This is a genomic window from Streptomyces sp. NPDC034099 (assembly GCF_055575415.1).
Genome location: NZ_JBVISR010000001.1, coordinates 114,929 through 139,706, shown reverse-complemented (window position 1 = coordinate 139,706; position 24,778 = coordinate 114,929). Strand labels below are relative to the sequence as shown.

The 24,778-nt window shown below is 73.2% G+C and carries 23 protein-coding genes; 7 read left to right on the top strand and 16 right to left on the bottom strand.

The genetic code is table 11. The features are described 5' to 3' along the window. Positions 1–166 precede the first annotated feature (166 nt). The 3 genes from ACZ56V_RS00655 to ACZ56V_RS00645 form a co-directional block, all read right to left on the bottom strand. Entirely contained in the window at positions 167–1,291 is a 1,125-nt protein-coding gene (locus ACZ56V_RS00655; RefSeq protein WP_356360428.1) for a sensor histidine kinase, read from the bottom strand. After that, the gene (locus ACZ56V_RS00650) at positions 1,288–2,022 is read right to left on the bottom strand and encodes a response regulator transcription factor (RefSeq protein WP_003973686.1); all 735 of its coding nucleotides are present in this window, start codon (positions 2,020–2,022) and stop codon (positions 1,288–1,290) included. The genes ACZ56V_RS00655 and ACZ56V_RS00650 overlap by 4 nt, the downstream gene beginning before the upstream one ends. A gap of 113 nt (positions 2,023–2,135) precedes the next feature. Next, positions 2,136–2,834, bottom strand: a complete 699-nt coding sequence (locus tag ACZ56V_RS00645; RefSeq protein WP_398913008.1) for a spermidine synthase — start codon at positions 2,832–2,834, stop codon at positions 2,136–2,138. 175 nt (positions 2,835–3,009) lie between these two features. Between ACZ56V_RS00645 and lon the strand changes: the two genes are divergently transcribed. Next, positions 3,010–5,442 carry an endopeptidase La gene (gene lon / locus ACZ56V_RS00640; protein WP_468938128.1) on the top strand — a complete coding sequence of 811 codons (2,433 nt, stop codon included), beginning with the start codon at positions 3,010–3,012 and terminating at the stop codon, positions 5,440–5,442. Between the two features lie 76 nt (positions 5,443–5,518). Here lon and ACZ56V_RS00635 read toward each other — a convergent pair whose 3' ends face one another. After that, a complete protein-coding gene (locus ACZ56V_RS00635; protein WP_468938126.1) occupies positions 5,519–6,346 on the bottom strand; it encodes a lysozyme in 828 nt (275 codons plus the stop codon). 237 nt (positions 6,347–6,583) lie between these two features. On the opposite strand from ACZ56V_RS00635, the gene ACZ56V_RS00630 reads away from it, so the two are divergent. Beyond that, positions 6,584–7,078, top strand: a complete 495-nt coding sequence (locus ACZ56V_RS00630) for a MarR family winged helix-turn-helix transcriptional regulator (protein WP_356360435.1) — start codon at positions 6,584–6,586, stop codon at positions 7,076–7,078. Positions 7,079–7,111: 33 nt separating this feature from the next. On the opposite strand, the gene ACZ56V_RS00625 is transcribed toward ACZ56V_RS00630, so the two are convergent. Then, a complete protein-coding gene (locus ACZ56V_RS00625) occupies positions 7,112–7,903 on the bottom strand; it encodes a protein phosphatase 2C domain-containing protein (protein ID WP_398913002.1) in 792 nt (263 codons plus the stop codon). Between the two features lie 453 nt (positions 7,904–8,356). Between ACZ56V_RS00625 and ACZ56V_RS00620 the strand changes: the two genes are divergently transcribed. From ACZ56V_RS00620 to ACZ56V_RS00600, 5 genes are read left to right on the top strand one after another with little or no spacing between them, the layout of a single operon-like run. Beyond that, positions 8,357–11,884: a sensor histidine kinase gene (locus ACZ56V_RS00620; protein ID WP_468938122.1), complete on the top strand. Its 3,528-nt coding sequence runs from the start codon at positions 8,357–8,359 to the stop codon at positions 11,882–11,884. Further along, positions 11,881–12,384, top strand: a complete 504-nt coding sequence (locus tag ACZ56V_RS00615; RefSeq protein ID WP_226025210.1) for a roadblock/LC7 domain-containing protein — start codon at positions 11,881–11,883, stop codon at positions 12,382–12,384. The genes ACZ56V_RS00620 and ACZ56V_RS00615 overlap by 4 nt, the downstream gene beginning before the upstream one ends. Next, complete coding sequence (locus ACZ56V_RS00610; RefSeq protein WP_104631742.1) at positions 12,381–12,824, top strand: DUF742 domain-containing protein; 444 nt, start codon at positions 12,381–12,383, stop codon at positions 12,822–12,824. Before ACZ56V_RS00615 ends, ACZ56V_RS00610 begins: the two co-directional genes overlap by 4 nt. Continuing rightward, a complete protein-coding gene (locus tag ACZ56V_RS00605; protein WP_356360443.1) occupies positions 12,805–13,446 on the top strand; it encodes a GTP-binding protein in 642 nt (213 codons plus the stop codon). The genes ACZ56V_RS00610 and ACZ56V_RS00605 overlap by 20 nt, the downstream gene beginning before the upstream one ends. Before the next feature lie 32 nt (positions 13,447–13,478). Continuing rightward, on the top strand, positions 13,479–14,741 hold the full coding sequence (locus ACZ56V_RS00600) for a styrene monooxygenase/indole monooxygenase family protein (protein ID WP_398912998.1): 1,263 nt from the start codon (positions 13,479–13,481) through the stop codon (positions 14,739–14,741). Here ACZ56V_RS00600 and ACZ56V_RS00595 read toward each other — a convergent pair. The 11 genes from ACZ56V_RS00595 to ACZ56V_RS00545 form a co-directional block, all read right to left on the bottom strand. Then, positions 14,705–15,874 carry a C40 family peptidase gene (locus tag ACZ56V_RS00595; protein WP_468938118.1) on the bottom strand — a complete coding sequence of 390 codons (1,170 nt, stop codon included), beginning with the start codon at positions 15,872–15,874 and terminating at the stop codon, positions 14,705–14,707. The two genes, ACZ56V_RS00600 and ACZ56V_RS00595, sit on opposite strands and share 37 nt — an antisense overlap. A gap of 103 nt (positions 15,875–15,977) precedes the next feature. Then, on the bottom strand, positions 15,978–16,301 hold the full coding sequence (locus tag ACZ56V_RS00590; protein ID WP_398912993.1) for a hypothetical protein: 324 nt from the start codon (positions 16,299–16,301) through the stop codon (positions 15,978–15,980). A 49-nt stretch (positions 16,302–16,350) separates the two neighbouring features. After that, a complete protein-coding gene (locus ACZ56V_RS00585) occupies positions 16,351–17,004 on the bottom strand; it encodes a TetR/AcrR family transcriptional regulator (protein ID WP_467381646.1) in 654 nt (217 codons plus the stop codon). Between the two features lie 62 nt (positions 17,005–17,066). Next, entirely contained in the window at positions 17,067–18,005 is a 939-nt protein-coding gene (locus ACZ56V_RS00580; protein WP_125628873.1) for an AurF N-oxygenase family protein, read from the bottom strand. Between the two features lie 147 nt (positions 18,006–18,152). Further along, positions 18,153–18,659 carry a DUF3291 domain-containing protein gene (locus tag ACZ56V_RS00575; protein WP_432183683.1) on the bottom strand — a complete coding sequence of 169 codons (507 nt, stop codon included), beginning with the start codon at positions 18,657–18,659 and terminating at the stop codon, positions 18,153–18,155. Between the two features lie 45 nt (positions 18,660–18,704). Then, on the bottom strand, positions 18,705–20,162 hold the full coding sequence (locus ACZ56V_RS00570) for a penicillin-binding transpeptidase domain-containing protein (RefSeq protein WP_468938113.1): 1,458 nt from the start codon (positions 20,160–20,162) through the stop codon (positions 18,705–18,707). Continuing rightward, the gene (locus tag ACZ56V_RS00565; protein WP_356360459.1) at positions 20,159–21,520 is read right to left on the bottom strand and encodes an FtsW/RodA/SpoVE family cell cycle protein; all 1,362 of its coding nucleotides are present in this window, start codon (positions 21,518–21,520) and stop codon (positions 20,159–20,161) included. The genes ACZ56V_RS00570 and ACZ56V_RS00565 overlap by 4 nt, the downstream gene beginning before the upstream one ends. 43 nt (positions 21,521–21,563) lie before the next feature. After that, positions 21,564–22,013 (bottom strand): SH3 domain-containing protein, encoded by a 450-nt coding sequence (locus tag ACZ56V_RS00560; RefSeq protein WP_467381637.1) that lies wholly within the window; start codon positions 22,011–22,013, stop codon positions 21,564–21,566. A gap of 107 nt (positions 22,014–22,120) precedes the next feature. After that, the gene (locus ACZ56V_RS00555) at positions 22,121–23,365 is read right to left on the bottom strand and encodes an ATP-binding protein (RefSeq protein WP_468938110.1); all 1,245 of its coding nucleotides are present in this window, start codon (positions 23,363–23,365) and stop codon (positions 22,121–22,123) included. Beyond that, complete coding sequence (locus tag ACZ56V_RS00550) at positions 23,362–24,132, bottom strand: hypothetical protein (RefSeq protein ID WP_398912981.1); 771 nt, start codon at positions 24,130–24,132, stop codon at positions 23,362–23,364. The genes ACZ56V_RS00555 and ACZ56V_RS00550 overlap by 4 nt, the downstream gene beginning before the upstream one ends. Positions 24,133–24,257: 125 nt before the next feature. Beyond that, positions 24,258–24,764 (bottom strand): protein-tyrosine phosphatase family protein, encoded by a 507-nt coding sequence (locus ACZ56V_RS00545; protein WP_356360467.1) that lies wholly within the window; start codon positions 24,762–24,764, stop codon positions 24,258–24,260. Between the last annotated feature and the right edge of the window lie 14 nt (positions 24,765–24,778).

Genomic DNA, 24,778 nt, shown 5'->3' with positions numbered 1-24,778 from the left:
CAGACTGCGTTTCGGCGCTGGAAGTGGCGGGAAACAAGCGAGGTTCTGCTACGTGCGGGATCGGGAGACCGGGACCCGGCGCCTCGAAAAGGCGGGTCCGTGCCTGATCACACGTGTCCGCCAGGGCGGACGCAGTGGATCTTGACGCTCCGCTTCGAACCCTACGTCAACCGGACGTCGACGGCAGGCCCGGAAGAGTGATGAGGATCCGGCAGCCCCGCTCGGATTCGGCCACGCCGATCCGGCCGCCGTGCAGATCCACCGCCCAGCGCGCGATCGCGAGGCCCAGACCGGTGCCGCCGTCGCTGCCCGGGCCGTGCGGACGGGACACCGAACCGCGGTTGAACCGCTCGAACACCCGGCGCCACTCCGAGCGCGGAATGCCGGGGCCCTCGTCGAGCACCTCCAGCTCCAGGGACTCGGGCAGCTCCCCGCGCCGCGCCCTGACCGTCACCCGGCCGTGCGGCGGGCTGTGCTTGACGGCGTTGTCGATGAGGTTGGCGACGACCTGGTGGATGCGCTCGGGGTCGGCGTGCGCGGTCAGGTCGGACGGGAAGACGTCCAGGGCCAGGTGCACGTCGGTGCGGGTGTGGCTGCCGGAACCGGAGGCGATGCCCGCGCGCGCGGAGGCGACCATGTTGGCCTCCTTCAGCACGCCCGACAGATACGGCCACACCTCGAAGCGCCGCTTGCGCAGCGGTATGACGCCGTTGTCCAGGCGGGAGAGGTCCAGCAGCGTCTCCACCAGCCGGCCGAGCCGCTCGGTCTGGCCGAGCGCCGTGCGCATGGTCTCCGGGTCGGCCTCGGTGACGCCGTCGACGATGTTCTCCAGCACCGCGCGCAGACCCGCGATCGGGGTGCGCAGCTCGTGCGAGACGTTCGCCACCAGCTCCTTGCGCTGGAGGTCCTGCGCCTCCAGGTCGTCGGCCATGCGGTTGATGGTGACGGCCAGGTCGCCCAGCTCGTCGCGGCGGTTCTCGCGCACCCGGCGGGTGTAGTCGCCGTGCGAGATGGACCGGGCCACCGCGTTCATCTCGTCCAGCGGCGCGGTCAGCGAGTGCGCCACGAACTGCGTGATCAGCAGGGTGGCGATCATCGAGAACACCGTGATGAAGCGCAGCTCCGTCTTGGTGTGCACCGCGATCACCGACAGGCCGGTGGTGATCAGTACCGACGTGACGACGAGCGCGCCCAGCTTGGTCTTGATCGAGAACGGGCGTACGCCGCCCCAGGGCTCCCCGGGGTGCCGAGAGCCGGGGCTCCTCCGTGCGGCTTCCCGTCCTCGGCTCATGGCGTCGGCGTCTCCAGCGCGTAGCCCACGCCGTGCACGGTGCGGATGCGCTCGGCGCCGATCTTCCGGCGCAGCGCCTTGATGTGGCTGTCCACGGTCCGGGTGCCGGAGGCGTCCGCCCAGTCCCACACCTCGGCGAGCAGCTGCTCGCGGGAGAGCACCGCGCGGGGGGTGTTCGCCAGGCAGACCAGCAGGTCGAACTCGGTCGGCGTGAGGTGGACGTCCTCACTGCGCACCCGCACCCGGCGCTGCGCGTGGTCGATCTCCAGTTCGCCCAGGCGCAGGATGCCGCTGCGCGGCGTCGAGGCGGCCACCACGGCCCGCTCGACCCGCCGCAGCAGCACGTGCACGCGGGCGGCCAGCTCGCGCATCGAGAACGGCTTGGTCATGTAGTCGTCGGCGCCCACGCCGAGGCCGACCAGCATGTCCGTCTCGTCGTCGCGCGCGGTGAGCATCAGGACCGGCACCGGCCGCTGGGCCTGCACGCGCCGGCAGACCTCCAGGCCGTCGAAGCCGGGCAGCATGATGTCGAGGATCAGCAGGTCCGGCTGCCATGCCTCGGCCGTGTCGACGGCGGACGGACCGTCGCCCGCCGTTTGCACCAGGAACCCCTCGGCGCGCAGGCGGGTCGCGATGGCGTCCACGATCGTCTGATCGTCCTCGACCACCAGCACCCGACGCTGGGCGCCCTGGGTGGCCGTGCCGTTGTGGGAGGTCTGTGTCTGCTCCATCGCCCGCCCCTGAGGTGTGCTTTCCGGAATCCGTGGGGTGATCCCATGACTGCGTTTGACGCTTGAATGATCCGCGTCAGGGCAGCAGCGTACGGGGAGTCACCGCGCCTTTGCTATCCAGGCCCGACGCCGATGTGCACGACGTCCGGAACGCCCCGGGCAACGGGGATCTCTTCGGTACGCACCTGTTGGAAACCGGCATTACGCAAGGTTTCTTCGAATTCCGGAGAGGGCTGCGCGGACCATACGGCGAGCACCCCGCCGGGCCTCAACAGGCGTGCGCAGCCCGCCAGTCCGGCCGGCGCGTACAGTCCGTCGTTGCCCTCGGTGACGGTCCAGCCGGGGCCGTTGTCGATGTCCAGGCACAGCGCGTCGTACGTGTCGGATGTCTCATTGACGTACGCGACCAGATCCGCCTCGACGATCTCCGTACGGGGATCGGCCAGCGCGTCGGCGGAGAGTGCGGCCAGCGGTCCGGTGCGGTGCCAGTCGATGATGGCGCCCTCGCGTTCGACGACCGCGATCCGGCCCCAGCGGGGGTCGGCGGCCGCGTGTGCGAGGGAGAAGCCGACGCCGAGTCCGCCGATGAGCAGGTGCGGTGCGCTCCGCCCGCCGGAGGCGGCCAGCGCGTCGGCCGCCGCGTCGACCAGGCGCCGCTCCGAACGCCCGTCGGAGGTGTCCATCAGGAAGCAGCCGTTCGCGATGATCTGCAGCAGCGTCCCGTGCCGGCGCAGGACCACCTCGCCGTACGGACCCTCGCGGCGGTCCAGCACCTCGGGGGCCTCGGGGGAGTCGTGGGTAGTGAGGGGCATTGGCCCATCCTGGCACCGCCCCGCGGAGGAATGCCGACCGGTTCGACGGTGCTGTCCCCAGAAGCGGGACGGGCCCAGGAGCTTGATCGCTGAGAGCGAACATCCCTTGGGGAACAATCCGGGGCTCCCTTTCATTGAGTCGATGTAACTCAACTTGACTGCCGAAGGGGAGATCATGGCTGCTGAGTCCGCCGCCTTCACACCGCTCACCCTGCCCGTGCTGCCGCTCGACGACGAAGTGGTCCTGCCCGGAATGGTCGTCCCCCTGGACCTGAGCGACGCCGAGGTACGGGCCGCGGTGGAGGCCGCCCAGGCCGCCGCCGGGTCCGAACCCGGCAAGCCCCGGGTCCTCCTCGTCCCGCGCATCGACGGCACCCACGCCGCCACCGGCGTGCTCGGCACGGTCGAGCAGGTCGGCCGCCTGGCCGACGGCGACCCCGGCGCCCTGATCCGCGGCCGTGACCGGGTGCGCATCGGCGCCGGCACCACCGGCCCGGGCGCCGCGCTCTGGGTCGAGGGCACCCGGGTCGAGGAGACCGTTCCCGATCCGCTGCCCGGCCAGGTCACCGAGCTGGTGAAGGAGTACAAGGCACTCGCCACCGCGTGGCTGCGCAAGCGCGGCGCCTGGCAGGTCGTCGACCGGGTCCAGGCCATCGACGACGTGTCCGCGCTCGCCGACAACTCCGGTTACTCGCCGTTCCTGACCACCGAGCAGAAGGTCGAGCTGCTCGAGACCACCGACCCGGTCGCCCGCCTGAAGCTCGCCACCCAGCAGCTGCGCGACCACCTCGCCGAGCAGGACGTCGCCGAGACCATCGCCAAGGACGTCCAGGAGGGCGTCGACAAGCAGCAGCGAGAGTTCCTGCTGCGCCGCCAGCTCGAAGCGGTCCGCAAGGAGCTGCGCGAGATCAACGGCGAGGCAGGCAAGGACGCTGCCGAGGAGTCCGACGACTACCGCGCCCGGGTCGAGGCCGCCGACCTGCCCGAGAAGGTCCGCGAGGCCGCCCTCAAGGAGGTCGACAAGCTGGAGCGGTCCTCCGACCAGTCGCCCGAGGGCTCCTGGATCCGCACCTGGCTCGACACGGTCCTGGAGATGCCGTGGAGCGTGCGCACCGAGGACGCCTACGACATCCGGGGCGCCCAGGCCGTGCTCGACGCCGAGCATGCGGGCCTGGAGGACGTGAAGGAGCGGATCACCGAGTACCTGGCCGTGCGCAAGCGGCGCGACGACCGCGGTCTCGGCGTGGTCGGCGGCCGGCGCGGCGGTGCCGTCCTGGCCCTGGTCGGCCCGCCCGGCGTCGGCAAGACCAGCCTCGGCGAGTCCGTCGCCCACGCGATGGGCCGCAAGTTCGTCCGCGTCGCCCTCGGCGGCGTGCGCGACGAGGCCGAGATCCGCGGCCACCGGCGTACGTACGTCGGCGCGCTGCCCGGCCGCATCGTGCGGGCGATCAAGGAGGCGGGGTCCATGAACCCGGTCGTCCTGCTCGACGAGATCGACAAGGTGGGCTCCGACTTCCGGGGCGACCCGGCCGCCGCCCTGCTGGAGGTCCTGGACCCGGCCCAGAACCACACCTTCCGGGACCACTACCTGGAGGTCGAGCTGGACCTGTCCGACGTGGTCTTCCTCGCCACCGCCAACGTCCTGGAGGCCATCCCGGAGGCCCTGCTCGACCGCATGGAGCTGGTCCGCCTCGACGGCTACACCGAGGACGAGAAGGTCGTCATCGCCCGTGACCACCTGCTCCCGCGCCAGCTGGAGCGGGCCGGACTGGACGCCGACGAGGTCACCGTCGACGAGGGCGCGCTGCGCAAGCTGGCGGGCGAGTACACCCGCGAGGCGGGCGTGCGCACCCTGGAGCGGTCCATCGCGCGGCTGCTGCGCAAGGTGGCGGCCCAGCACGAACTGGGCCGGCGCGAGCTGCCGTTCACCGTCACCGACGGCGACCTGCGCGAGCTGATCGGCCGGCCGCACCACGTGCCCGAGTCCGCCCAGGACCCGGCCGAGCGGCGCACCGCGGTGCCCGGCGTGGCCACCGGCCTGGCGGTCACCGGCGCGGGTGGCGATGTCCTGTACGTCGAGGCGTCGCTGGCCGACCCGGAGACGGGCGCGGCGGGTCTGACCCTGACCGGTCAGCTGGGCGACGTGATGAAGGAGTCGGCGCAGATCGCGCTGAGCTTCCTGCGCAGCCACGGCGCCGAGCTGGAACTGCCGGTGGGCGACCTCAAGGACCGGGGAGCGCACATCCACTTCCCGGCGGGCGCGGTCCCCAAGGACGGCCCGAGCGCCGGCGTCACCATGACCACGGCCCTCGCCTCGCTGCTCTCGGGCCGGCTGGTCCGCACCGACGTGGCGATGACCGGCGAGGTCTCGCTGACCGGGCGCGTGCTGCCGATCGGCGGGGTCAAGCAGAAGCTGCTCGCCGCGCACCGGGCGGGGATCACCACGGTGATCATCCCCAAGCGCAACGAGCCCGACCTGGACGACGTCCCGGCGGAGGTGCTGGACAAGCTCGACGTCCACGCCGTCACCGACGTCCGCCAGGTCCTGGAACTGGCGCTCGCACCGGCGACCAACGGTGCGGAGCGTGAGGTTCCGGTCGCGGCGTGACGGACGCGCACCGGATGAGGTGAGGGCCCGGGTCCCGTGAGGGGGCCCGGGCCCTCACCCTTGCCGGTGGGGGCCGTCAGCCGTTGGCGAGGGCCTGGACGCGGTCCAGCGCGCCGTTGAACTTGTTGTGGTCGCCGACCGTCGGTCCTGACGACGTGTACTGCCACATCGTGTAGTAGCCCCAGCCGGCCGGGAGGGTGCCCACCGTCGAGGCGTACCGGGCGATCCACAGCGGGTTGTACGCGGCGAAGCCGCCGTAGTTGCCGGTGCACTGGGTCCACCAGCTGGTGGCCGTGTAGATGACGGCGTCCCGGCCGGTGCGGGCCTTGTACGTGTTCAGGAAGTCGCGGATCCAGGAGACCATCGCGCTCTGCGACTTGCCGTAGCAGGCGGCGCCGTACGGGTTCCACTCGATGTCGAGCGCGCCCGGGAGCGTCCTGCCGTCCCTGGACCAGCCGCCGCCGTGGTCGACGAAGTAGTTGGCCTGGGTGGCGCCGCTCGTGGTGTCCGGGGTGGCGAAGTGGTACGCCCCCCGGATCATGCCGACGTTGTAGGAGCCGTTGTACTGCTGGGCGAAGTAGGGGTTGGTGTAGTACGTCCCCTCGGTGGCCTTGGCGTAGGCCCATTTGACGCCGCTGTTCCACAGGGTCGACCAGGCCACGTTGCCCTGGTGGCTGGAGACGTCGACGCCCTCCGTCTGGGCGGCGCGGCCCGGGACGGGGGTGCCGTGTTCGCCGTCGTGGGCCGCGACGCCCATGCCCATGTGGGCGGAGCCGCGCGGCGGGACGTCCGCGGACGACGAGGCGTCGGCGGGAAGGGTGAAGACGAGGGAGAACGCGGCGAGCAGGATCCCGGTGACGGCGAACCGCCGTCCGCGGGCCGATCCGGATCTGTGCACGAGCATGACGTGCCTCCGCTGGCTCGGTGGTGCCCGGTGGGGGATGCGCGAGTGGGGAGAACCCCTGGATGGCGTGCGCATGCCATCCGGAGGTCCGGTGAAAACTCTACGCACGTAGAAACGGCGGGTGGAAGAGGACCGGGAACCGCCGTTGGTCTAAGCCTGCGAAATACTTGGCGAGCTGCGGCGATGGCGGCCCGTGGCGGAAACTTTCAGGACCGGAAAATCAAGGCAGGGGCTGACGTGCACGAAGACGGGAACGGCGGCGGTCGCGGAGGCGAAGCCCGCCTGTCCGGCGGTGGTGTGAACCAACCCGAGTTCCTCGCCCTGGAACGGGAGTTGACCGTCCTGCTGCGACGGGCACGGGCCAACCAGGGGGAGATGGCCCGGGAGGTCCACCCCGACCTGGAGTCGTCCGCGTACGGCCTGCTCGTCCGGCTCGGCGAGTGCGGCGGCCAGCGCGCCACCGACCTCGCCGCCTTCATCGGCGTCGGGAAGGCGACGATGTCCCGCCAGCTGCGCGCCCTGGAGGAACTCGGACTCGTCGCCCGCGAGCCGGACCCCGCGGACGGCCGGGCCTGGCTGGTCACCCTGACCCCGGAGGGCCAGGAACGCGTCGGCCGCGTCCGGGAGGCCCGCCGTGCCCGGTACGCCCGCCGGCTCGCCGACTGGGACCCGCGCGAGGTGACGGAACTGGCCCGGCTGCTGCACGAACTCAACCGGGGGATGGAGAAGTAGCACCGGCGCCGGCCGTCCGTCCCGCAACCCGGCTCACAACTCGGCGTAGACCACCGTCGCGTCGTCGTGCGTCTTGCTGCGCCCGAGGAACGCCCGGTCACCCGCCGCGTCCGCGCGCTCCAGCTCCCGCACCCGGTCCACCAGTGCCTGCGCGCCCTGCTTGCGCACCAGCGCCAGGCAGTCCGCCCAGTCGCCCTCCCCGAACCTCTCCACCCACCGCGCGGCCCCGTCCGTCAGCGCCGCCAGCGTCCGCACCCCCTCACGCGGCAGCACCCCCGTCACGGCGCGCGCCGCCACCTCCGGGTCGGCCGCGGCAGTGAAGAAGCCGCCCTCCTTGTTCCGCAGTCCGGCGTCGACCACCGCGTCGCTCACGAGTGCCGAGCGGGGCAGCCGGGACAGCCGGTCGTCCAGGACGGCGGTGAGGGTGCCGTCCGGGGCCTCGACCAGCAGGGCCGAATCGGACAGGACCAGGTACTCGACCGCGGCCGGGGACCAGCGGGCGAGAACCACGGTTGCCTGCGGAGTGCGCGGGTGAGAAAGGTCACAGGTTTCCGCGTGCGCCGCCGCGGTACGAGCGAGGGCGCGGGACAGGACGTCGGCGAGGGGAAGATCCGGGAGTGAAACGGTCAGTTCGGTCAGCGCCCCACCCAGGCGCGCCGTGAACCACGGCACGGAATGCAGGCAGCCCGTCGCGGTCCGTGGCGGCGTCACACCGTCCAGCACGACGAGTGAGCCGCCCTGTCCCGAGGCCGGTAGCGCGACGCTCGCGAAGTCCTCGTTGGGCTGGTCGGCGAGGCCTGGTTCCGAGACGAGTTCCGTACGCATCCGGCCAGTCTGCACGACCCCTTCACGGCATTCGCACAAGGCTGGCATCTTCCTCGGGATCTCCCGGAATCGAAGCGCCGACGCAGGTCAGGCGCCGGATTTGGGATGGAATTCCAGCCTCCGGCGGCGCGTGGCGGCACATAGTGCCACCGCCCGTCGCAGACGTCCAACCGGCTCGCCGGACACCCGTGCGGCACGAGCCGGGGGAACTTGCTCCTCAACTCCCCTCCGGGGTTCACTCCTTCGGGTGGCGGGTCGGATGATGCGCGCTCACCGCCCACCGGCACTGGGAGGGTCGGGAACCGGTGGGGGGCCTGCCCCGCTCACGCGGTCTCCCCGCCCGACGCGCTGCCGGCGGCGGGGGAACAGCCCAGCGCCCGGCGGAGGGTGCACGCGCCCCCGACCGGCCAGTTGACGGAGCGCCACCCGGACCCCCGGGTACACGAGTCAGGAATGCGAGCACCGGTGCAGAAGACGCGGCCTCGTCGCACAGGCAAGCAGACGGCCCCCGTGGGGAGCGCGGAGCGCACCCCCGGCACCTCCACCCCTCCGCAGCCGCCGGCGGCCCCCGTCGGCAAGGGCCGTCCCACCCACGTACGCAACCGCCTCATCGTCGCGGTGGCGGTCGTCGCAGCCGCCGTCGCCGGAGCCGGAGCCCCGTCGGTCGTGGCCGCCTCCGGGCAACTGCACGACTCCCAGGAACTGGTGACGCTCGCCGAGCAGACCCAGGGCGCGCTGACCCTCGCCCACTCCCTCGCCGACGAGCGCGACGAGGTCACCCCGTACATCGCGGCCGGCCGCCCCAAGTCCAAGGCGCCCTCCGAGCAGCGCAGCGCCCGCGTCGACCGCCAGGTGGAGGAGCTGCGCGCCGACCCCGACACGCCCGCCTCCCTGCGCGAGGACCTCGACGCCGTCGCCGCGCTGCGCCGCGCCGCCCTCACCGGCAAGAGCACCGCGCTCCAGGCCCACGAGGCGTACTCGGAGGCGATCACCGAACTCCACGCCCTCGCCGAGAAGCTGGGCGAGGAGATGCCGCCCCGCGCGGGCTCCGGCGCGTACGCCCTCGCCGAGCTGGACACCGCCGTCCAGCAGGCCGCCGCCACCCGCGGGCTGCTGCTGGCGGCCCTGAACGTGCCGAGCACCACCGAGACCGTCATCGACCCGGTGACCGGCCTGCCGACCGAGACGACCAGCACCTCGGACGCCGACACCGAGCAGCGCGACGCCCTCGCCGCCGCCGCGCAGCAGGCCCGGGTCCGCTCCGACGCGGCCCTCGCCGACTTCCGCGAGGGCGCCCCCAAGGAGGCGCGGAACAGCTTCGACGCCACCGTCGCCGGGCCCGAGGTCAACTCGGCCGAGAAGTACCTCGCCGGCCTCACCGACCAGCCGACGCTCTCCGACGGCGACCTGCGCACCAGCACCAAGCGGCTGGACGCCGCGCTCTCCGCCCGCGTCGACGCGATGCGCGGCGCCGAGTCCGCCCTGTACGAGAAGCGCGTCCAGGCGCTGGAGCAGCTGCGCGACGACGACGTGACCGCGCTGGAGATCCGGATCGCCGTCCTCGGCGCCCTGATCCTGCTCGCCGTCGGTATCGCCACCGCCCTGGCCCGCACCCTCACCCGTCCGCTGTCGGTGCTGCGCCGCGGCTCGGCCCGGCTGGCCGAGGCGGAGGACCCGACGGCCCAGGAGCCGGTCGCCTTCACCGGCCGCAACGACGAGTTCGCGCAGGTGGTCCGCTCCGTCAACGCCCTGCACGCGCAGGCCGCCACGCTCGCCGGGCGGGTCGCCACGCTGGAGTCCGACCGCAAGCACCTGGTCGGGCAGCGGCAGAAGATGGCCGACGCCCGGGAGGAGCTGCGCGCCGAACTCGCCGAGTCCGCCGCCCAGCTGGAGGTGGTGCGCAAGAGCATCGGCTCCACCTTCGTCAACCTCGCGCTGCGCACCCTCGGCCTGGTCGAGCGGCAACTGGCCGTCATCGAGAGCCTGGAGGAGCGCGAGCAGGACCCGGACCGCCTCGCCACCCTGTTCAAGCTCGACCACTTCGCCACGGTCATGCGCCGGCACAGCGAGAACCTCCTCGTCCTCGCCGGTACCGAGCACGTCCAGCACAGCGCCTCCCCGGTGCCGCTGGTCGACGTGGTCCGGGCCGCGGTCAGCGAGATCGAGCGGTACGAGCGGGTGCGCATCGCCGCGCTGCCGCCGCACGCGCACGTGGCCGGGTTCGCCGCCGACGACCTCTCCCACCTGCTGGCCGAGCTGATGGAGAACGCCACCTCCTTCTCGCCGCCCGACCTGCCCGTCGAGGTCTCCGGCTGGCTCCTGGAGAACGGCGAGGTGATGCTCTCCGTCCAGGACGAGGGCATCGGCATGGCCACCGAACGCCTCCAGCGGCTCAACGCCCGCCTCACCGACTTCGACCCGGACGCGCCGTACGACCAGGAGGGCGAGGACGGTCTCGGGCTCGGCCTCTACGTCGTCGCCCGGCTCGCCCACCGGCACGGGGCGCGGGTACGGCTGCGGGAGCAGAAGCAGGGCGGCGTCGCGGCCGTCGTCGTCCTCCCGAGCCCCCTGCTCGCGGCGGCCCCTCCGGCCGCGCTGGCCCCGACCGTGCCGGTGTCCGACGGCACCGGCTCCTTCTCCCTGCCCGGCGCCGACGCGGAGGCCAACTCCAACGTCCTGCACGGCCGCGCGGAGAAGGGCACGCAGGAGAGCGCCGACCCCCTGGTGGCCTCGGCGGAACGAGCCGTACGCCGAGCGGAGTCCGAGACGGACTCCGGGGCCGACGTCGCCTCCGGGTCCGAGACGGGCTTCGAGTCCGACGCGGATCCGGGGTCCGAGGCGAGCTTCGAGTCCGACGCGGGTCCCGGGTCCGACGCGGCCTCCGGGGTCGACCCGGACTCCCGGCCCGAGGCAGGTTCTGGACCCGTGACGGGCTCCGGTTCCGAGGCGGGCGCTGGGCCCGAGGTGGGCTTTGAGGCCGACCCGGACTCCCGGTCCGAGGCGGTCACCGAGATCGGCGCGGGATCCGAGTCCGCCCCCTGGCGGCCCGACGCGGGCACTGCGGCCGACCCGGGTTCCCGGACCGGGGCAGGCTCCGGGCCTGTGGCAGGCACCGGAGCCGAGGTCGGCCCCGGGTCCGAGGCGCTCGCCGCGTCCCACCCGGGCTCCGGGCCCGAGGCGCGCTCCGGGGCCGACGCAGGCCCCGGAGTCGAGACGGGCTCCGAGTCCGCCGCGGCCGGCGAGGTGGAGGGCACGGAGCCGGTCGCCGCCGCCACCTCCGCCCCGGCCTCCGTGACACCCCCGGCCCCCGGGACCACCCGGGACACCGAGGCGGACGCCGTCCCGGCCCCCGGCACCGCCCCGGAGCGGTCGTCGCGGGCGGCTGCCGGCCAGGCACCCGACACGGGCGCGGACACGGGCACCCACGCGGACCCGCGCCCCGGCACGAACACCGCGGCGGATCAGGAGCCCGGAGAGGAGACGTCGTCCCGCGAGGCGGCGAAGGCCCCCGGCCACGACCTCCCCGACGACGCCACGATGGCGCTCCTGCTGCCCCCGGCGCCCCCGGACCCGTCGTCCGAGGCACCGGCACCGGAACAGCCCGCGCCGGAGCCCGACGCCCCCCGCATCCCCGGCCCCCGTGCGGCCGGCCCCTACGCCCTCGGCCCCGACTCCCACGACCGCACCCCGGACGAGGGCGCCGGACGGGCCGGGGACGCCGAGCCCGTCACCGAGAAGGGGCTGCCCAAGCGGACCCCGAAGCTCACCACGCCCGCGGCGGCCCCACGGCCGCGCACGCCGGGTTCCGTCGACGCCGACGCGCTCCGCCGCCGCCTGGGCGGATTCCGCCGGGGGGCGGAGGCGGGCCGCCGCGACGTCGAGGCGGAGATCGCGGACCGCACCGGGCCGCACCAGGCGCCGGTCGACGCGGACACAACCGAAGAAGCCACGGGGGGCACTGTCGAGGAGGCAAGCAGTTGACCGCGCCCAGTACCTTCGGACTGAGCAGTGAAGCCCGCAATCTCCACTGGCTGCTGACCAACCTCGTCGAGGAGGTGCCCGGCATCCAGTCGGTCGCCGTGGTCTCCTCCGACGGGCTCCTGCTCCTGTCCTCCGATCCCGGCCGCAACGAGGAGGCCCGGCAGGTCCGCGAGACGCCCCGGGCGGGCCCGCGCGGCTCCGCCGCCGACCTCGCCACCGTCGTCTCCGGGGTGGGCAGCCTGACCATCGGCGCCGCCCGGCTGATGGACTTCGGCACCGTGAAGCACACGATGGTCGCCATGGACGAGGGCAGCCTGTTCGTGATGTCGATCAGCGACGGCTCCCTGCTCGGCGTCCACGGCTCCGCGGACTGCGACATGAGCGTCGTGGCGTACCACATGGCGCTCTTCGTCGGCCGCGCCGGCCACGTCCTGACCCCCGAACTCCGCACCGAGCTGCGGAAATCCCTGGAGTCCGAGTCGACGGGGAGCGCCCGATGAGCAGTAGTCCCACCAAGAACGGCCGGGGGCACCTCCCCGTGCGCGGGGCCGACCGCAAACCCGCCCGGGTACGCCCCTACTCGCTCACCGGCGGCCGGACCCGCTTCGGCCACGTCCTGCTGGTCGAGACGTTCGTCGGCGCCACGGCCGGCACCGCCGCGCTCGAAGCCGCCGAGGAGCGCAAGGAACTGACGAACGGCGGCCTCACCTCCCGCGTGATGCCGGAGATGCGGGCCATCGTCGAACTGTGCCGCCGGATGCGTACGGTGGCCGAGATCGCCGCGCTGCTGAAGATGCCGCTCGGCGTGGTCCGCGTGCTCCTCAGCGACCTGGCGGACCAGGGAAAGATCCGTGTGTACGGCACCGGGACCGGCCACGGCACGGGCCGCCCGGACCGCGCTCTGCTCGAAAGGGTGCTCAGTGGACTCCGTCGTCTCTGACGCCGCCGCGTTCGGCGTCCCCCCGCTCGTCGACACCGACGGGCCCGTGCAGCCCTGGCAGACGGATCCCACCCGCGCGCCGATCGCCACGAAGATCGTCGTCGCGGGAGGTTTCGGTGTCGGCAAGACCACACTGGTCACCGCCGTCTCGGAGATCACGCCCCTGCAGACCGAGGCGCTGATGACCGAGGCGAGCGAGGAGACCGACGACCTCACCGCCACCCCGGGCAAGCTCACCACCACCGTGGCCATGGACTTCGGCCGCATCACGCTCGACGACGACCTGGTGCTCTACCTGTTCGGCACCCCGGGCCAGCAGCGCTTCTGGTTCATGTGGGACGACCTGGTGCGCGGCGCGATCGGTGCCGTGGTGCTGGCCGACACCCGCCGTCTGAAGGACTGCTTCCCGGCGCTGGACTACTTCGAGAGCTGCGGACTGCCGTACGTCGTCGCGGTCAACCACTTCGACGGCAGCGAGCTGTTCGAGGCGGAGGACGTGCGGGAGGCGTTGACGATCCCGGCGCACATACCTGTAATGATCATGGATGCGCGCCGTCGGATCTCGGCCATCGAGACCCTCTTGTCCCTCGTGGGCCACGCGCTCGACGAAACACCCGAGTAGACGAACCCCGAGCAGGAGAAGGAAAGAACCGCATGCGGAAGATACTCGTCGTCGGAGCCGGCCAGTCCGGTCTCCAGCTCGCCCTCGGCCTGCAGTCGCACGGCTACGAGGTCACCCTGATGTCCAACCGGACCGCGGACGAGATCCGCACCGGCCGGGTCATGTCGACGCAGTGCATGTTCCACACGGCACTCCAGCACGAGCGTGATCTCCAGCTGAACTTCTGGGAGTCCCAGGCCCCGAAGATCGAGGGGCTCGGCGTCTCGGTGGCGGCTCCCGGCTCCTTCGACCCGGGCCCCTCGCAGCGCGCGATCGACTGGCTGGGGCACCTGGACGGCTACGCGCAGTCGGTCGACCAGCGGGTGAAGATGGCAGGCTGGATGGAGACCTTCGCGCAGCGCGGCGGCCAGCTGGTCATCCACGGCGCGGCCGTCGGCGACCTGGACTACTTCTCCCGCGCCTACGACCTCGTCCTGGTCTCGGCGGGCAAGGGCGAGCTGGTCCAGATGTTCGGCCGCGACGCCTCCCGCTCCCCGTACAGCGAGCCGCAGCGCGCCCTCGCCGTCGCCTACGTCCACGGGATGGGCCCCCGCCCCGAGCACCCGGAGACGGAGGCCGTGCGCTGCAACCTGGTGCCGGGCGTCGGCGAGATGTTCATCATGCCGACGTTCACCACCTCGGGCCGCGCCGACATCCTCTTCTGGGAGGGCATACCCGGCGGCCCGCTCGACGCCTTCAAGGACGTCAAGGACCCCGCGGAGCACCTCTCCCTGACCCTGGAACTCATGGAGAAGTTCCTGCCCTGGGAGTACGCGCGGGCCACCAAGGTCGAACTGACCGACGCCGGCGGCACCCTGGCCGGACGCTACGCCCCGACCGTCCGCAACCCGATCGGCCGCCTCCCCGGCGGCGGTCTCGTCCTCGGCGTGGCCGACGTGGTCGTCGCCAACGACCCGATCACCGGCCAGGGCTCCAACTCCGCGTCCAAGTGCGCCGCCTCCTACCTCGCCTCCATCCTGGAGCAGGGGGAGAAGGAGTTCGACGAGGCCTGGATGCAGCAGACCTTCGACCGCTACTGGCAGACGGCCCAGCACGTCACCAAGTGGACCAACGCCATGCTGGCCCCGCCGCCGGAGCACGTCCTGAACCTGATCGGCGCCGCCGGCCAGCTCCAGCCGGTCGCCGACCGCTTCGCCAACGGCTTCAACGACCCGGCCGACTTCGAGAACTTCTTCTACGACCCGGCGAAGACCGAGGGCTACCTGATGGAGGTCTCGGGCGCGTCCGGCGCGTAAGCGTCCGCGTATCCCTCGTCCGACCCGTCCGTCGCCCCCGCGGGGAGCCTCGGCGGGGTGTAGCTCCGTACGGGCTCCCCGCCGGGGTCGGGGCGTACGGCGCCCAGGACCGGGTTGGCGGCGATCGGCGACACCTTGACGTCGGCCCCGGGGCGGGGCGCCTGGACCACCATGCCGTCGCCGAGGTACATCGCCACATGGGTGGCCTCGGGGAAGTACACGACCAGGTCACCGGGGCGCAGTTCGTCCAGCGGCACATGGTCGAGGCGCGCCCACTGCTCCTGGCTGGTCCGCGGGATCGGCGTCCCGGCCCGCTCCCAGGCCACCGAGGTCAGTCCGGAGCAGTCGTACGACGCCGGGCCCTCGGCGCCCCACTCGTACGGCTTGCCGAGCTGCTCCATCGCGAAGCGCACCGCCCGGTCGCCCTCGGCGGACGGCTTGGCGTCGTCGCCCAGCGAGCCGGACGCCAGGAACCGCTCCTGCTCCTCGTCGACCCCGCTCTTCTCCAGCTCCGCCAGGGCGGCCAGTTGCTCGGGGGTGAGGGAGGCGAGCATCTTCTCGACGGCGCGCAGGCGCTCGCGCACGGCGTCCCGCTCCTTCTCCTGGCGTGCGGCGAGGGCCGCCTGCGCGTCCAGGGCCGCACGGGCCCGCCCGGCCAGCTCGGCGGCCTTCTTGGTGTCGCCGGTGAGCCGCCCCACCGTCTCGGCCCGCTCCTTGGAGAGCCGGCCGATCACATGCCCCTGGTCGAGGGCGTGCTGCGGATCGCGGGCCAGCAGCAGCCGCAGATAGGGGGAGAGGTTGCTGCTGCTCTGGTACTGCTGCCGGGCCAGCCGTCCGGCCGCGCCGCGGCTGTCCCGCAGCGACAGCCGGGTCCGGGTCAGCTCGGCGTTCAGCCGCAGCACCCGGGCGCGCTGCCTCTTCAGCCGCTCCTCGGTGCCGTTGTAGGTCTCGGTGGCCTTCTCCGCCTCGCGGTACAGCCGCTGAAGGTCCGTCAGCAGACCGGCCACGGTACGGTCGCCGGTCGCCCCCTCGGCCGGGCCGGGTCCGGGTTCGGCCGCGGCGGGCACGGGCGCAAGGACGATCCCGGTCGCCACCACCGCCGTACACGCCAGACGCAGGAGCCTTCCTGACACGCCATCACCTCCGCTGCGGGGCGGCGGGTCCGCTCCGCACCGTGAGCATGGGGCGGGACGGCGGGCTTCGCGCGCCGAGTGTGCGCGGATCGGCGCAAGGGGGTCACCCGTCCGCGTCGTCCGGCTTGCCGCGCGGCGTGGCGTCTGGATCGGCGGCTGCCGGGCGGTCCGGTTTCGACCACGGCCACTTCCGGCCGGAGCCCCGCTTGCCCGAGGGGTCGTACGCGTACTTCCACCGGGCGAACCCCGTCCCGCCCCGCGAGTGGCGGGGCACGCGCCGGTACACCAGCACGGTGGGCGGGCCGCCGTCCGGGTCCGGGACGGGGATGCGGTAGGTCTTCGGCGGGTGCCCGGTCATCCCGACCAGGACGGGCAGCACGCGTCCGTCCATGGGGCCGCCCTCGAAGGGGGTGTCTTCGCTCTTCACGGCACCAGTGTCGGTGATCCGCGCACCGGTGCCGGAGGCCGGCGCACGGTCAGAGGTCCGCCGCCAGCGCCTCGACCAGCGTCGCCGTCTGCGGGTCGCGGCGGGCGGTGACCGTCAGCACCGCGAGGAACTGCTCCACCAGCCAGTCCCGCAGCTCGTCCACGGGCGGCTGCTTCTCCTCGTCCAGCCAGATCAGCGAGGCCGCCTCCACCGCCGTGATCCACATCCGGACGGTCATCCGCAGCCGGGGGCCGGGCTCGGTGACGTCCAGGTGGCGCATGATGTGGTCGGCGGCGGCCCGGCGCACACCGTCCACGATGCCCGAGGTCTGCGAGGTCTCGACCACGCTGCCGCCGCGCAGCAGGGCGCTGAAGCCGGTGTCGTGCTGGTCGACGAAGGTGAGGTAGCGGTCCAGGGCGCGGGAGAGCCGGGCCAGCAGCGGGCCCTCGCGGGGCTCGTCGAAGCAGAGCCGCAGCTCGTCGGCGGCGGACCTGAGCGCGGCCTCGTACAGCTGCTGCTTGCCGCCGGGGAAGTAGCGGTAGACCAGCGGCCGCGAGACCCCGGCCTGCTCGGCCACGTCGTCCAGGGAGACCTCCTCCGGCGGCCGGTGCGCGAAGAGGGCGAGCGCCGCCTCCAGCAACTGGACGCGGCGCTCCTCGACACTGAGTCGGCGGTAGGCGGGGGTGGGGGCCTGCGGGGTCATGAACCGCAGCGTAACCCGCACGAACCGGGGCCCACCCACGTCGGCGGACTGGACCGGCCGGACTACGCCAGCAGTCCCGACGACCGCCACAGCTTCCGGCCGGCACCGCGCAGTACGCCGATGTCGTCCAGGAAGTCGGTGAGGCGCTTCGCGCCGGTCTGCATGATCTCCTTGCGGTGGCCGCTGGCCTGGACCTGGGCCAGGGCCTCCCGCTTGTCCAGGCCGACGTTCGTGTAGACCTCGGGGTTGATGAAGGCCTTGGAGAAGACGCGGGCGAACTCGCCGGAGGTCACCCGGGTGAACTCCTGCGACCACTTCGGGGCCGTCACCATCTGCCGGCGCAGCTCCTCACGGGCGTAGCGCACGTGCCGGGCCTCCTCCACGACGTGGATGCGCGTGACGCCCCGGATCAGCGGCTGGACCCGCTCGTCCGGGAAGGTCAGCCGCTGCATCCAGTCCAGGACCTCCTCGCCGAGCAGCGTGGCGGTGAAGGAGCCGGGCGTGGTGGAGATCGTCTTGAACAGGCGCCCCAGGTGCTGGTGGACCGGGCTCACCGGGTACCACGGGGTCTCGCCGCGGGATATCAGCCGGGCGAACATCTTCGAGTGCCGGCACTCGTCCTCGATCTCGGTGAGCGCGTAGCGCACGTGGGCGCTCGTCGCGGCCTTGTCGTAGACGTGCCGGACCAGGAGCTGCATCAGGATCAGCTCGAACCAGATGCCGAGCGAGGCGAGCGCGGCGGCCTCGTGCTGGGAGAGCAGGATGCGCTGCTCCTCGCTCATCCGCTGCCACATCGGCGTGTCGTACAGCGACACCAGCTCCGGCGGCCAGAACCACTTCCCGTCCTCGAACGGCGCGTCCCAGTCCAGCTCCTTGTCGGGGTCGAAGGAGTGCTTGGCGGACGAGTCCAGCAGCCGTTCGGCCACCTGCTCCCGGTCCTTGAGCAGGCCGAGCGCGTCGCGCAGGCCCTCGAGCGCGTCGGCTTCCGTCAGGGTCGTCATGGCTGTGTCCCACCTCGTCGAACAGATCGTGTTACCCGCGGTCACTCCAGCTTGCTGCGTCTTATGAGACTGCGTGTCAGCAAGCTCGTCAATCCCCTGCGCGGAAGTTGTTGACCGCGAGTAAAGAAGTGAGGCGTGTTCAGGTTCCTACACCGAGCAGCCCAGCCCCTCCGGCACCTCGCCGGGCACCGGCACCGACGCCCCGGCCGGGTAGGATGTCCGCAGGGTGAAGGCGTACGGCGTCGGTCCGTGGGTGCGCAGGTGGAGCAGCCGGGACTCCGCCTCCGCGACCGTGGGGCGGTGGCCCGCCGGGACCCACCACAGGGTCGTGACGGCCTCCGCCAGCCGCTCGAACCACTCGCGTCGCCGCGCCAGCATCTCCCGGTGCCGCCCCTGGTACATGAACGCCGTCAGGGCGTCGGTGTCCCGCCAGACCGTCAGGTTGACGATCAGCCAGGAATCCCCGAAAACGGGGATGTCGGTCGCGTCCCCGCCCTCGCTCTGCAGGCGCCACACGAATCCGTCCGCCGCGTCGGCGGACGCGTTCACCGGATCGAGGGCGTCCACGAAGTCCTTCAACTGCGGTGAGTCCAGAGGGGCCTTGAGGCGGGCGATGTTGACCTGGGCGAGTTCGTACACGGCGTCGTCAGTCATGGACCGAACGTTAGGTCGGTCGCTCCGGGAGGCGGTACCCCCGTCTCATCCAGCGAGCACCGCCTCCATCACCCCCCGGGCGATCGGCGCCGCCAGGCCGCCCCCGCTGACGGTCCCGCGGTCCGCCGCCGAGCCCTCGACCACCACCGCGACCGCGACCTTCGGCTCCACGTCCCCGTCGCCCCGCGCCCAGGAGATGAACCACGCGTACGGTGTCCCCGAGTTGCCGACGCCGTGCTGGGCCGTGCCGGTCTTGCCGCCGACCGTGGCACCGGGGATCGCCGCCTTCGCGCCGGTGCCCTGGTCCACCACCCCGGTCATCAGCTTCTTGAGCAGCGCCGCCGTCGAGGGGCGCATCACCTCCCGGGAGGGACGCGACCCGGCCGCCGCCACCAGGCTGCCGCCCGCCCGCAGCGTCCGTTCCACCAGGTACGGCGAGCGCACCTGACCGCCGCCCGCCACCGCGGCCGCCACCATCGCCATCTGCAGCGGCGTCGCCCGCGTGTTGTACTGGCCGATCGACGACAGGCCGAGCTGCGCCCGGTCCACCGAGGTGTCGAAGGTGCTTCGCGCGACGGGGAAGGGAATCCGCAGTCCGTCGTCGTTGAAGCCGAAGGCGTCCGCCATCGCCGTCATGCCGGACACGCCCACGTCCACGCCGAGCTTGGCGAACACCGTGTTGCAGGACCACTCGAACGCCTCCCGCAGCGAGGCGTCGCGGCACCCGTCGGCCTCGTTGGTGAGCTTCGTCCGCGTCCCGGGCAGGGTGTACGGGTCGGGGGAGCGGGTCGGCGCGTCCAGGTCGCGGACCACACCCGCGTCCAGCGCCGCCGCCGCGGTGACGACCTTGAACGTCGAACCCGGCGGATAGGTGCGGCTCACCGCCCGGTTGAGCATCGGCTTGTCCGGGTCGTCGTTCAGCCGGTGCCAGGTCCGGGTGGCGGCCGCGCTGTTGCCGGACAGCGACTGGGGGTCGTAGGAGGGCGTGGAGACCAGGGCCAGGATGCGGCCGGTGGCCGGCTCGATCGCGGCCACCGCCCCCTTGCGCCCGCCGAGCCCCTCGAACGCCGCCCGCTGCGCGGCCCCGTCGATCGTCGTCACCACGTCGCCGCCCGGGTTGTGGGCGCCCGTGACGTCGTTCCACAGGGGCAGCGGCGCGAGCATCGGGTCGGCGCCGGACAGCAGTCCGTCCTCGGCGTGTTCGAGCAGCGTCGTGCCGTACGCCTGCGAGGCGAAGCCGGTGATCGGCGCGTACATCGGCCCGTTCGCGTAGGTCCGCTCGAAGCGCAGGTGCTCGCCGGTGTCCCGGGAGCCGGTGACCGCCTCGCCACCGACCAGGATGTCGCCGCGCGGCTGCTGGTAGCGGGCGATGTCGGGGCGGCGGTTGGCCGGGTTGCCGTCGTACTCCGGCTTCTGGACGATCTGCACCCGGGCCGCGTTGACCACCAGGGCGACCAGCAGCAGGGCGCAGAAGACGGCCGCGTGCCGGATGTTCCGGGTCACGAGGGCGTCCCGCGCCGGGCCGCGTGGCTGACCCGGATCAGCAGCGCCACGATCGCCCAGTTGGTGACGACCGAGGACCCGCCCTGCGCCAGGAACGGCATCGCCATGCCGGTCAGCGGGATCAGGCCGGTCACCCCGCCCGCGATGACGAACACCTGGAGCGCCACGATCGAGGAGAGGCCGACCGCGAGCAGCCGGCCGAACGGGTCGCGGGCGGCCAGGCCCGCCCGGTAGCCCCGCTCCACCAGCAGCCCGTACAGCAGGAAGACGGCGGTCAGGCCGAGGAAGCCCAGCTCCTCCCCGGCCGTCGCCAGGATGAAGTCCGACTTGACGGCGAAGCCGATCAGCACCGAGTGGCCGAGGCCGAGACCGGTGCCGGTCACCCCGCCCGCCGCGAAGGCGAAGAGTGACTGGGCCAGTTGGTTCGGGCCGGCGCCCGCCTCGATGGACGCGAAGGGGTGCAGCCAGTCCTCCACCCTGCCGTGCACGTGCGGCTCCAGCCAGCCCACGGCGACCGCGCCCAGCGAGGCCAGCAGCAGCCCGACGGCGATCCAGCCGGTGCGGCCGGTGGCGACGTACAGCAGGACCACGAACAGGCCGAAGAACAGCAGCGAGGTGCCGAGGTCCCGCTCCAGGACCAGGACGCCGACGCTGACCAGCCACACCGCGAGGATCGGGCCGAGCACCCGGCCGGTGGGCAGTTGCAGCCGCCACACCCGGCGGCCCGCGTACGCCAGCGCGCTGCGGTTGGCGGCCAGGTAGGCGGCGAAGAACACCGCGAGCAGCACCTTCGCGAACTCGCCGGGCTGGATGGAGAAGTCCTCGATCCGGATCCAGATCCGGGCGCCGTTCACCGCCGGGAAGAAGATCGGCACGGTGAGCAGGGCGAGCGCCGCGGCGACGCACACATAGGCGTAGCGCTGCAGGACCCGGTGGTCGCGCAGGAGCAGGACGACCACGATGAACAGCGCGACACCCAGCGTCGACCACACCAGCTGGGCCGGGGCCGCCCGGTCGCCCGGCGTCTCCAGGTCGAGCCGGTAGATCAGCACCAGGCCGAGGCCGTTGAGCAGCACCCCGATGGGCAGCAGCAGCGGGTCGGCGTACGGGGCGCGCAGCCGCACCGCCAGGTGGGCGAGGAGCGCGAGCACACCGAGCCCGGCGCCGTAACCTGCGGCGCCGGGCGGAAGGGCGTCGTGCTGGGCGAGGCCGACGTTGCAGTAGCCGAAGACCGACAGCAGGACGGCCATCACGATGAGCGCGAGTTCGATGCCCCGGCGCCGGGGGAGCCGGGCGACGGGAGCGGGTGTGTCCGCCTGTGCCACGGTGATCCCGGTTCCGGTTCCGGCCTTGGTCATGTCCGGAACTTACCCAAATGGTGGGGTGCGCGCGGCGTTCGGCTCAGCACCAGCGCGGCGCGGGGCCGATGTTGTCGATGTATCGGGCCGCGCCCCAGGCCCAGGTGCCGTCCGTGAGGAGGTACCAGAGGGGGTTGCCCTGCACCCGGTCGCCGGGCGTCTTGCAGTAGATGGAGACGACCTCGCCCCGGCGGGCGTACCGGATGACGTCCGAACCGCGGGTCGGCGAGGTGCGCAGGGCGAGCCGCTGGGCCGTCACGACGCCCCGGTAGCGGCCCTGCTCCTGGCGGCCGTCGCCCCGCTCGTCGCCGCCGTTCCCGCCGCGGTTCCCGCCGTCGGTGACGGCGGACGTGGAGCCGGTGTCCCCGCTCCGCCCGTCGTTCGCGACGGCGGGCGTGACGGCGACGGCGGTGGCGAGCGCGCCGGCCGCGAGGGCGGTGGCGAGGCCGCGGACCAGGGGTGAACGCGAGGCCGGTGCGGACAGTGGCGACATGGGAGTACCTCCCGGGAGCGAACGGTTCTTCAGGTGACTAACCGCCACATTAGGAGCGCCCCGTGCCCCCCGCCCACCGCACTGGGCCATCGGGGAAGGCGCCGTGGTCAGGACTGCTGAGGCAGTGTCAGCCGCGCCAGCGCCCCGCCGTCCGGCGGGTTGGTGAACTCCAGCCGCGCCCCGAGCACCTCGGCCTGCCCCAGCGCGATCGTCAGCCCCAGGCCGTGCCCCTTCGTCCCGCCCTCGGTGCGAAAACGCTGCGGCCCGTGCGCCAGGAGGTACTCCGGATAGCCGTCCCCGTGGTCCCGTACGGTGATCACCGCGCCGTCCACGGTCAGCACCACCGGCCCCCGCCCGTGCCGGTGCGCGTTCGCCACCAGGTTGCCCAGCACCCGCTCCAGGCGCCGCCGGTCGGTCTCCACCCACGCGTCCCGTACGACGTCCACGCGCGTGCCGGTGCCCGAGCCCCGCACCACCCGCCGCACCAGCGCGCCCAGCTCCTCCGGCTCCGTCGCGGGCTGCTCCCGCCCGCTCTCCAGCCGGGAGATCTCCAGCAGGTCCTCGGTGAGGGTGCGCAGCGCCGCCACCCGGTCCCGCACCAACTCGGTGGGGCGGCTCGGCGGCAGCAGCTCGGCCGCCGCGTGCAGGCCGGTGAGCGGGGTGCGCAGCTCGTGCGCCACGTCCGCGGTGAAGCGCTGCTCGGCGAGCAGCTTGGCCTGCAGCGACGACGCCATGGAGTCCAGCGCGGCGGCGACCGACGCCACCTCGTCCTGCGGGCGCGTCGGATCCTGCGCGCGCGGATCGCCGACCCGGGCGTCGAGGTCGCCGGCGCTGATCCGCCGCGCCACCCGCGCCGTGGCGTGCAGCCGCCGCGTCACCCGCGTCACCGCGAACGCGCCGACCAGCAGCGTCGCCCCGATCGCCAGTGCCGAGGACCACACGATCGCGCCGTCCAGGCCGTCGATGGTGGCCTGGCCCTGGGAGTGGTCGACGCGCACCGCCAGCACCCGGCCGCCGTCGGCGGGGCCCGCCGCCCACATCGTCGGGCGCCCCGCGTACTCGGCGACCATCGTGCCGCGCCGCCCCGACACGGCCAGCTCACGCAGCCGCCGCGGCAGCCCCGGCGGATCGACGCCGGCCCCGCGCCGCAGCGGGTCCCCCGCCTCGTAGGACTCCGTGGCGTCCCGCAGCCGGGACAGGGCGACGCCACGCGCCTGGCCGACGGTCTGATCGGTCACCGAGACGTGCACCAGGACGCCGAGCAGCGCGGCGAGCCCGCAGCACATCACGGTGATGAAGACGGCCGCCTTCACCGCGAGCGGTCCGGCCCACCGGGGGAGCGCGAGCCTCACCGGGCGCTCGCCGAGGACGATGCGGAGGGCGAGGGCGAGGGCGAGGCGGACGGGCGCTTCGTGTGCTGTCCCCCGTCGTCGGTGCGCAGCATCTCGTCGCTGGTCAGCAGCATGGCCCGCTGGTCCGCGTCCCAGGTCCACTGCAGGCGGTACTCGTACCCGGCGACCTCCGAGGGCGAGCGGACGATCACCGTCCGCCCGGCCAGCTCGACCGCGCTCACGGCGTCCTCGTACGACATGACCCGCACGAGCCGGTCCTTCTCGACGGTGTACACGCGCACCGCGGTCAGCTTGTCCGGCAGCAGCCGGAAACCCAGCGTCATCTCGGGCCGCCCGTCACCGGTCAGGTCGCGGTAGTACGGCCGCAGCACCGGGCAGCCGCCCTCACCGGCGCCGTCCGTGCCGCAGTCCGCCATCCGCACCGACGTCTCGTGGTACCGCGCCTTCGCGCCCGCGTAGTCGTCCGGGTGGGCGGCGATCTCGGCCCGCACCGCGGCCACCGGGTCCGCCCTGCGGATGTCGCCGCCGGGCACCGCGACGCCCTTCACCGGCGCGTGCTCCACCTCGCCGATGTCGTACGCCGGACTCGACGCCGGGGTCAGGCCGGGCCAGAGCCGGGCCGGATCGCGCGCGGCGGCCGTCGCCCCGGCGTCCTCGAGCCCGCCGGTGTCCCCGCAGGCCGCCAGCGCGCCGGCCGCCGCGGCCGCCAGGAGCAGCGCGAGGGCGGCGGGGACGCGGGCGGGGTGCCCGCGGCGGATCGGGAGCACTGCACTCCTGGGGTTCGGTGTCGGCGTCGGCGGTCCCGCACGGCCGCGGGCGGCACCGCGGACGCCGCGGCACCGTACGCGTCGCCGTACGGAAGGCCATTTTGCTTGCGCACGGTCCCACCGGGCTACTCGGCCAGCTCCTCCAGCAGCCGCACGGTGGCCAGACCGGCCCGGAGATAGGCCACGAACAGGTCGTTGTGCAGCGCCCACGGCGAGCGCCGGGCCCGGATCAGCCGGATCGCCTCCTCGGCGCTGCCGCCCCGGCGCATCAGCGCGTGCGCCACGACGAGACCGGAGCGGTTGTACCCGTGGTAGCAGCGGACGAGGACCTTCCGGCCTCCGTCCAGCGCCTCGCCCGCGGCCTGGGCCAGCCGGATCACCCCGGCGAGCTGCGTGCCGTCCAGGGGGCCGTCCGGGATCGGCCAGACATGGTGCTCGACACCCTCGTCCGGCCCGTGTCCGGGCAACCGCAGCAGCGTCTGCACGAGGTCGAACTCGTCCCGCACCACGGCGAACTCCAGCCGCCCGCCGGGCCGCCGGAACTCGTGCCCGCCCATCCACAGCCCCGGCACGATCTCGTCCCACGGCCGATCCGGGGCCGGCACGTCGGGGCCTTTCCCACGGGTACGCACAGGCGCCTCCCCAG

Coding starts and splice junctions, on each gene's coding strand:
- ACZ56V_RS00655 (WP_356360428.1), bottom strand. CDS start 1,291: ATGAGCCGAGGACGGGAAGCCGCACGGAGGAGCCCCGGCTCTCGGCAC.
- ACZ56V_RS00650 (WP_003973686.1), bottom strand. CDS start 2,022: ATGGAGCAGACACAGACCTCCCACAACGGCACGGCCACCCAGGGCGCC.
- ACZ56V_RS00645 (WP_398913008.1), bottom strand. CDS start 2,834: ATGCCCCTCACTACCCACGACTCCCCCGAGGCCCCCGAGGTGCTGGAC.
- lon (WP_468938128.1), top strand. CDS start 3,010: ATGGCTGCTGAGTCCGCCGCCTTCACACCGCTCACCCTGCCCGTGCTG.
- ACZ56V_RS00635 (WP_468938126.1), bottom strand. CDS start 6,346: ATGCTCGTGCACAGATCCGGATCGGCCCGCGGACGGCGGTTCGCCGTC.
- ACZ56V_RS00625 (WP_398913002.1), bottom strand. CDS start 7,903: ATGCGTACGGAACTCGTCTCGGAACCAGGCCTCGCCGACCAGCCCAAC.
- ACZ56V_RS00620 (WP_468938122.1), top strand. CDS start 8,357: ATGCGAGCACCGGTGCAGAAGACGCGGCCTCGTCGCACAGGCAAGCAG.
- ACZ56V_RS00610 (WP_104631742.1), top strand. CDS start 12,381: ATGAGCAGTAGTCCCACCAAGAACGGCCGGGGGCACCTCCCCGTGCGC.
- ACZ56V_RS00600 (WP_398912998.1), top strand. CDS start 13,479: ATGCGGAAGATACTCGTCGTCGGAGCCGGCCAGTCCGGTCTCCAGCTC.
- ACZ56V_RS00585 (WP_467381646.1), bottom strand. CDS start 17,004: ATGACCCCGCAGGCCCCCACCCCCGCCTACCGCCGACTCAGTGTCGAG.
- ACZ56V_RS00580 (WP_125628873.1), bottom strand. CDS start 18,005: ATGACGACCCTGACGGAAGCCGACGCGCTCGAGGGCCTGCGCGACGCG.
- ACZ56V_RS00575 (WP_432183683.1), bottom strand. CDS start 18,659: ATGACTGACGACGCCGTGTACGAACTCGCCCAGGTCAACATCGCCCGC.
- ACZ56V_RS00565 (WP_356360459.1), bottom strand. CDS start 21,520: ATGACCAAGGCCGGAACCGGAACCGGGATCACCGTGGCACAGGCGGAC.
- ACZ56V_RS00560 (WP_467381637.1), bottom strand. CDS start 22,013: ATGTCGCCACTGTCCGCACCGGCCTCGCGTTCACCCCTGGTCCGCGGC.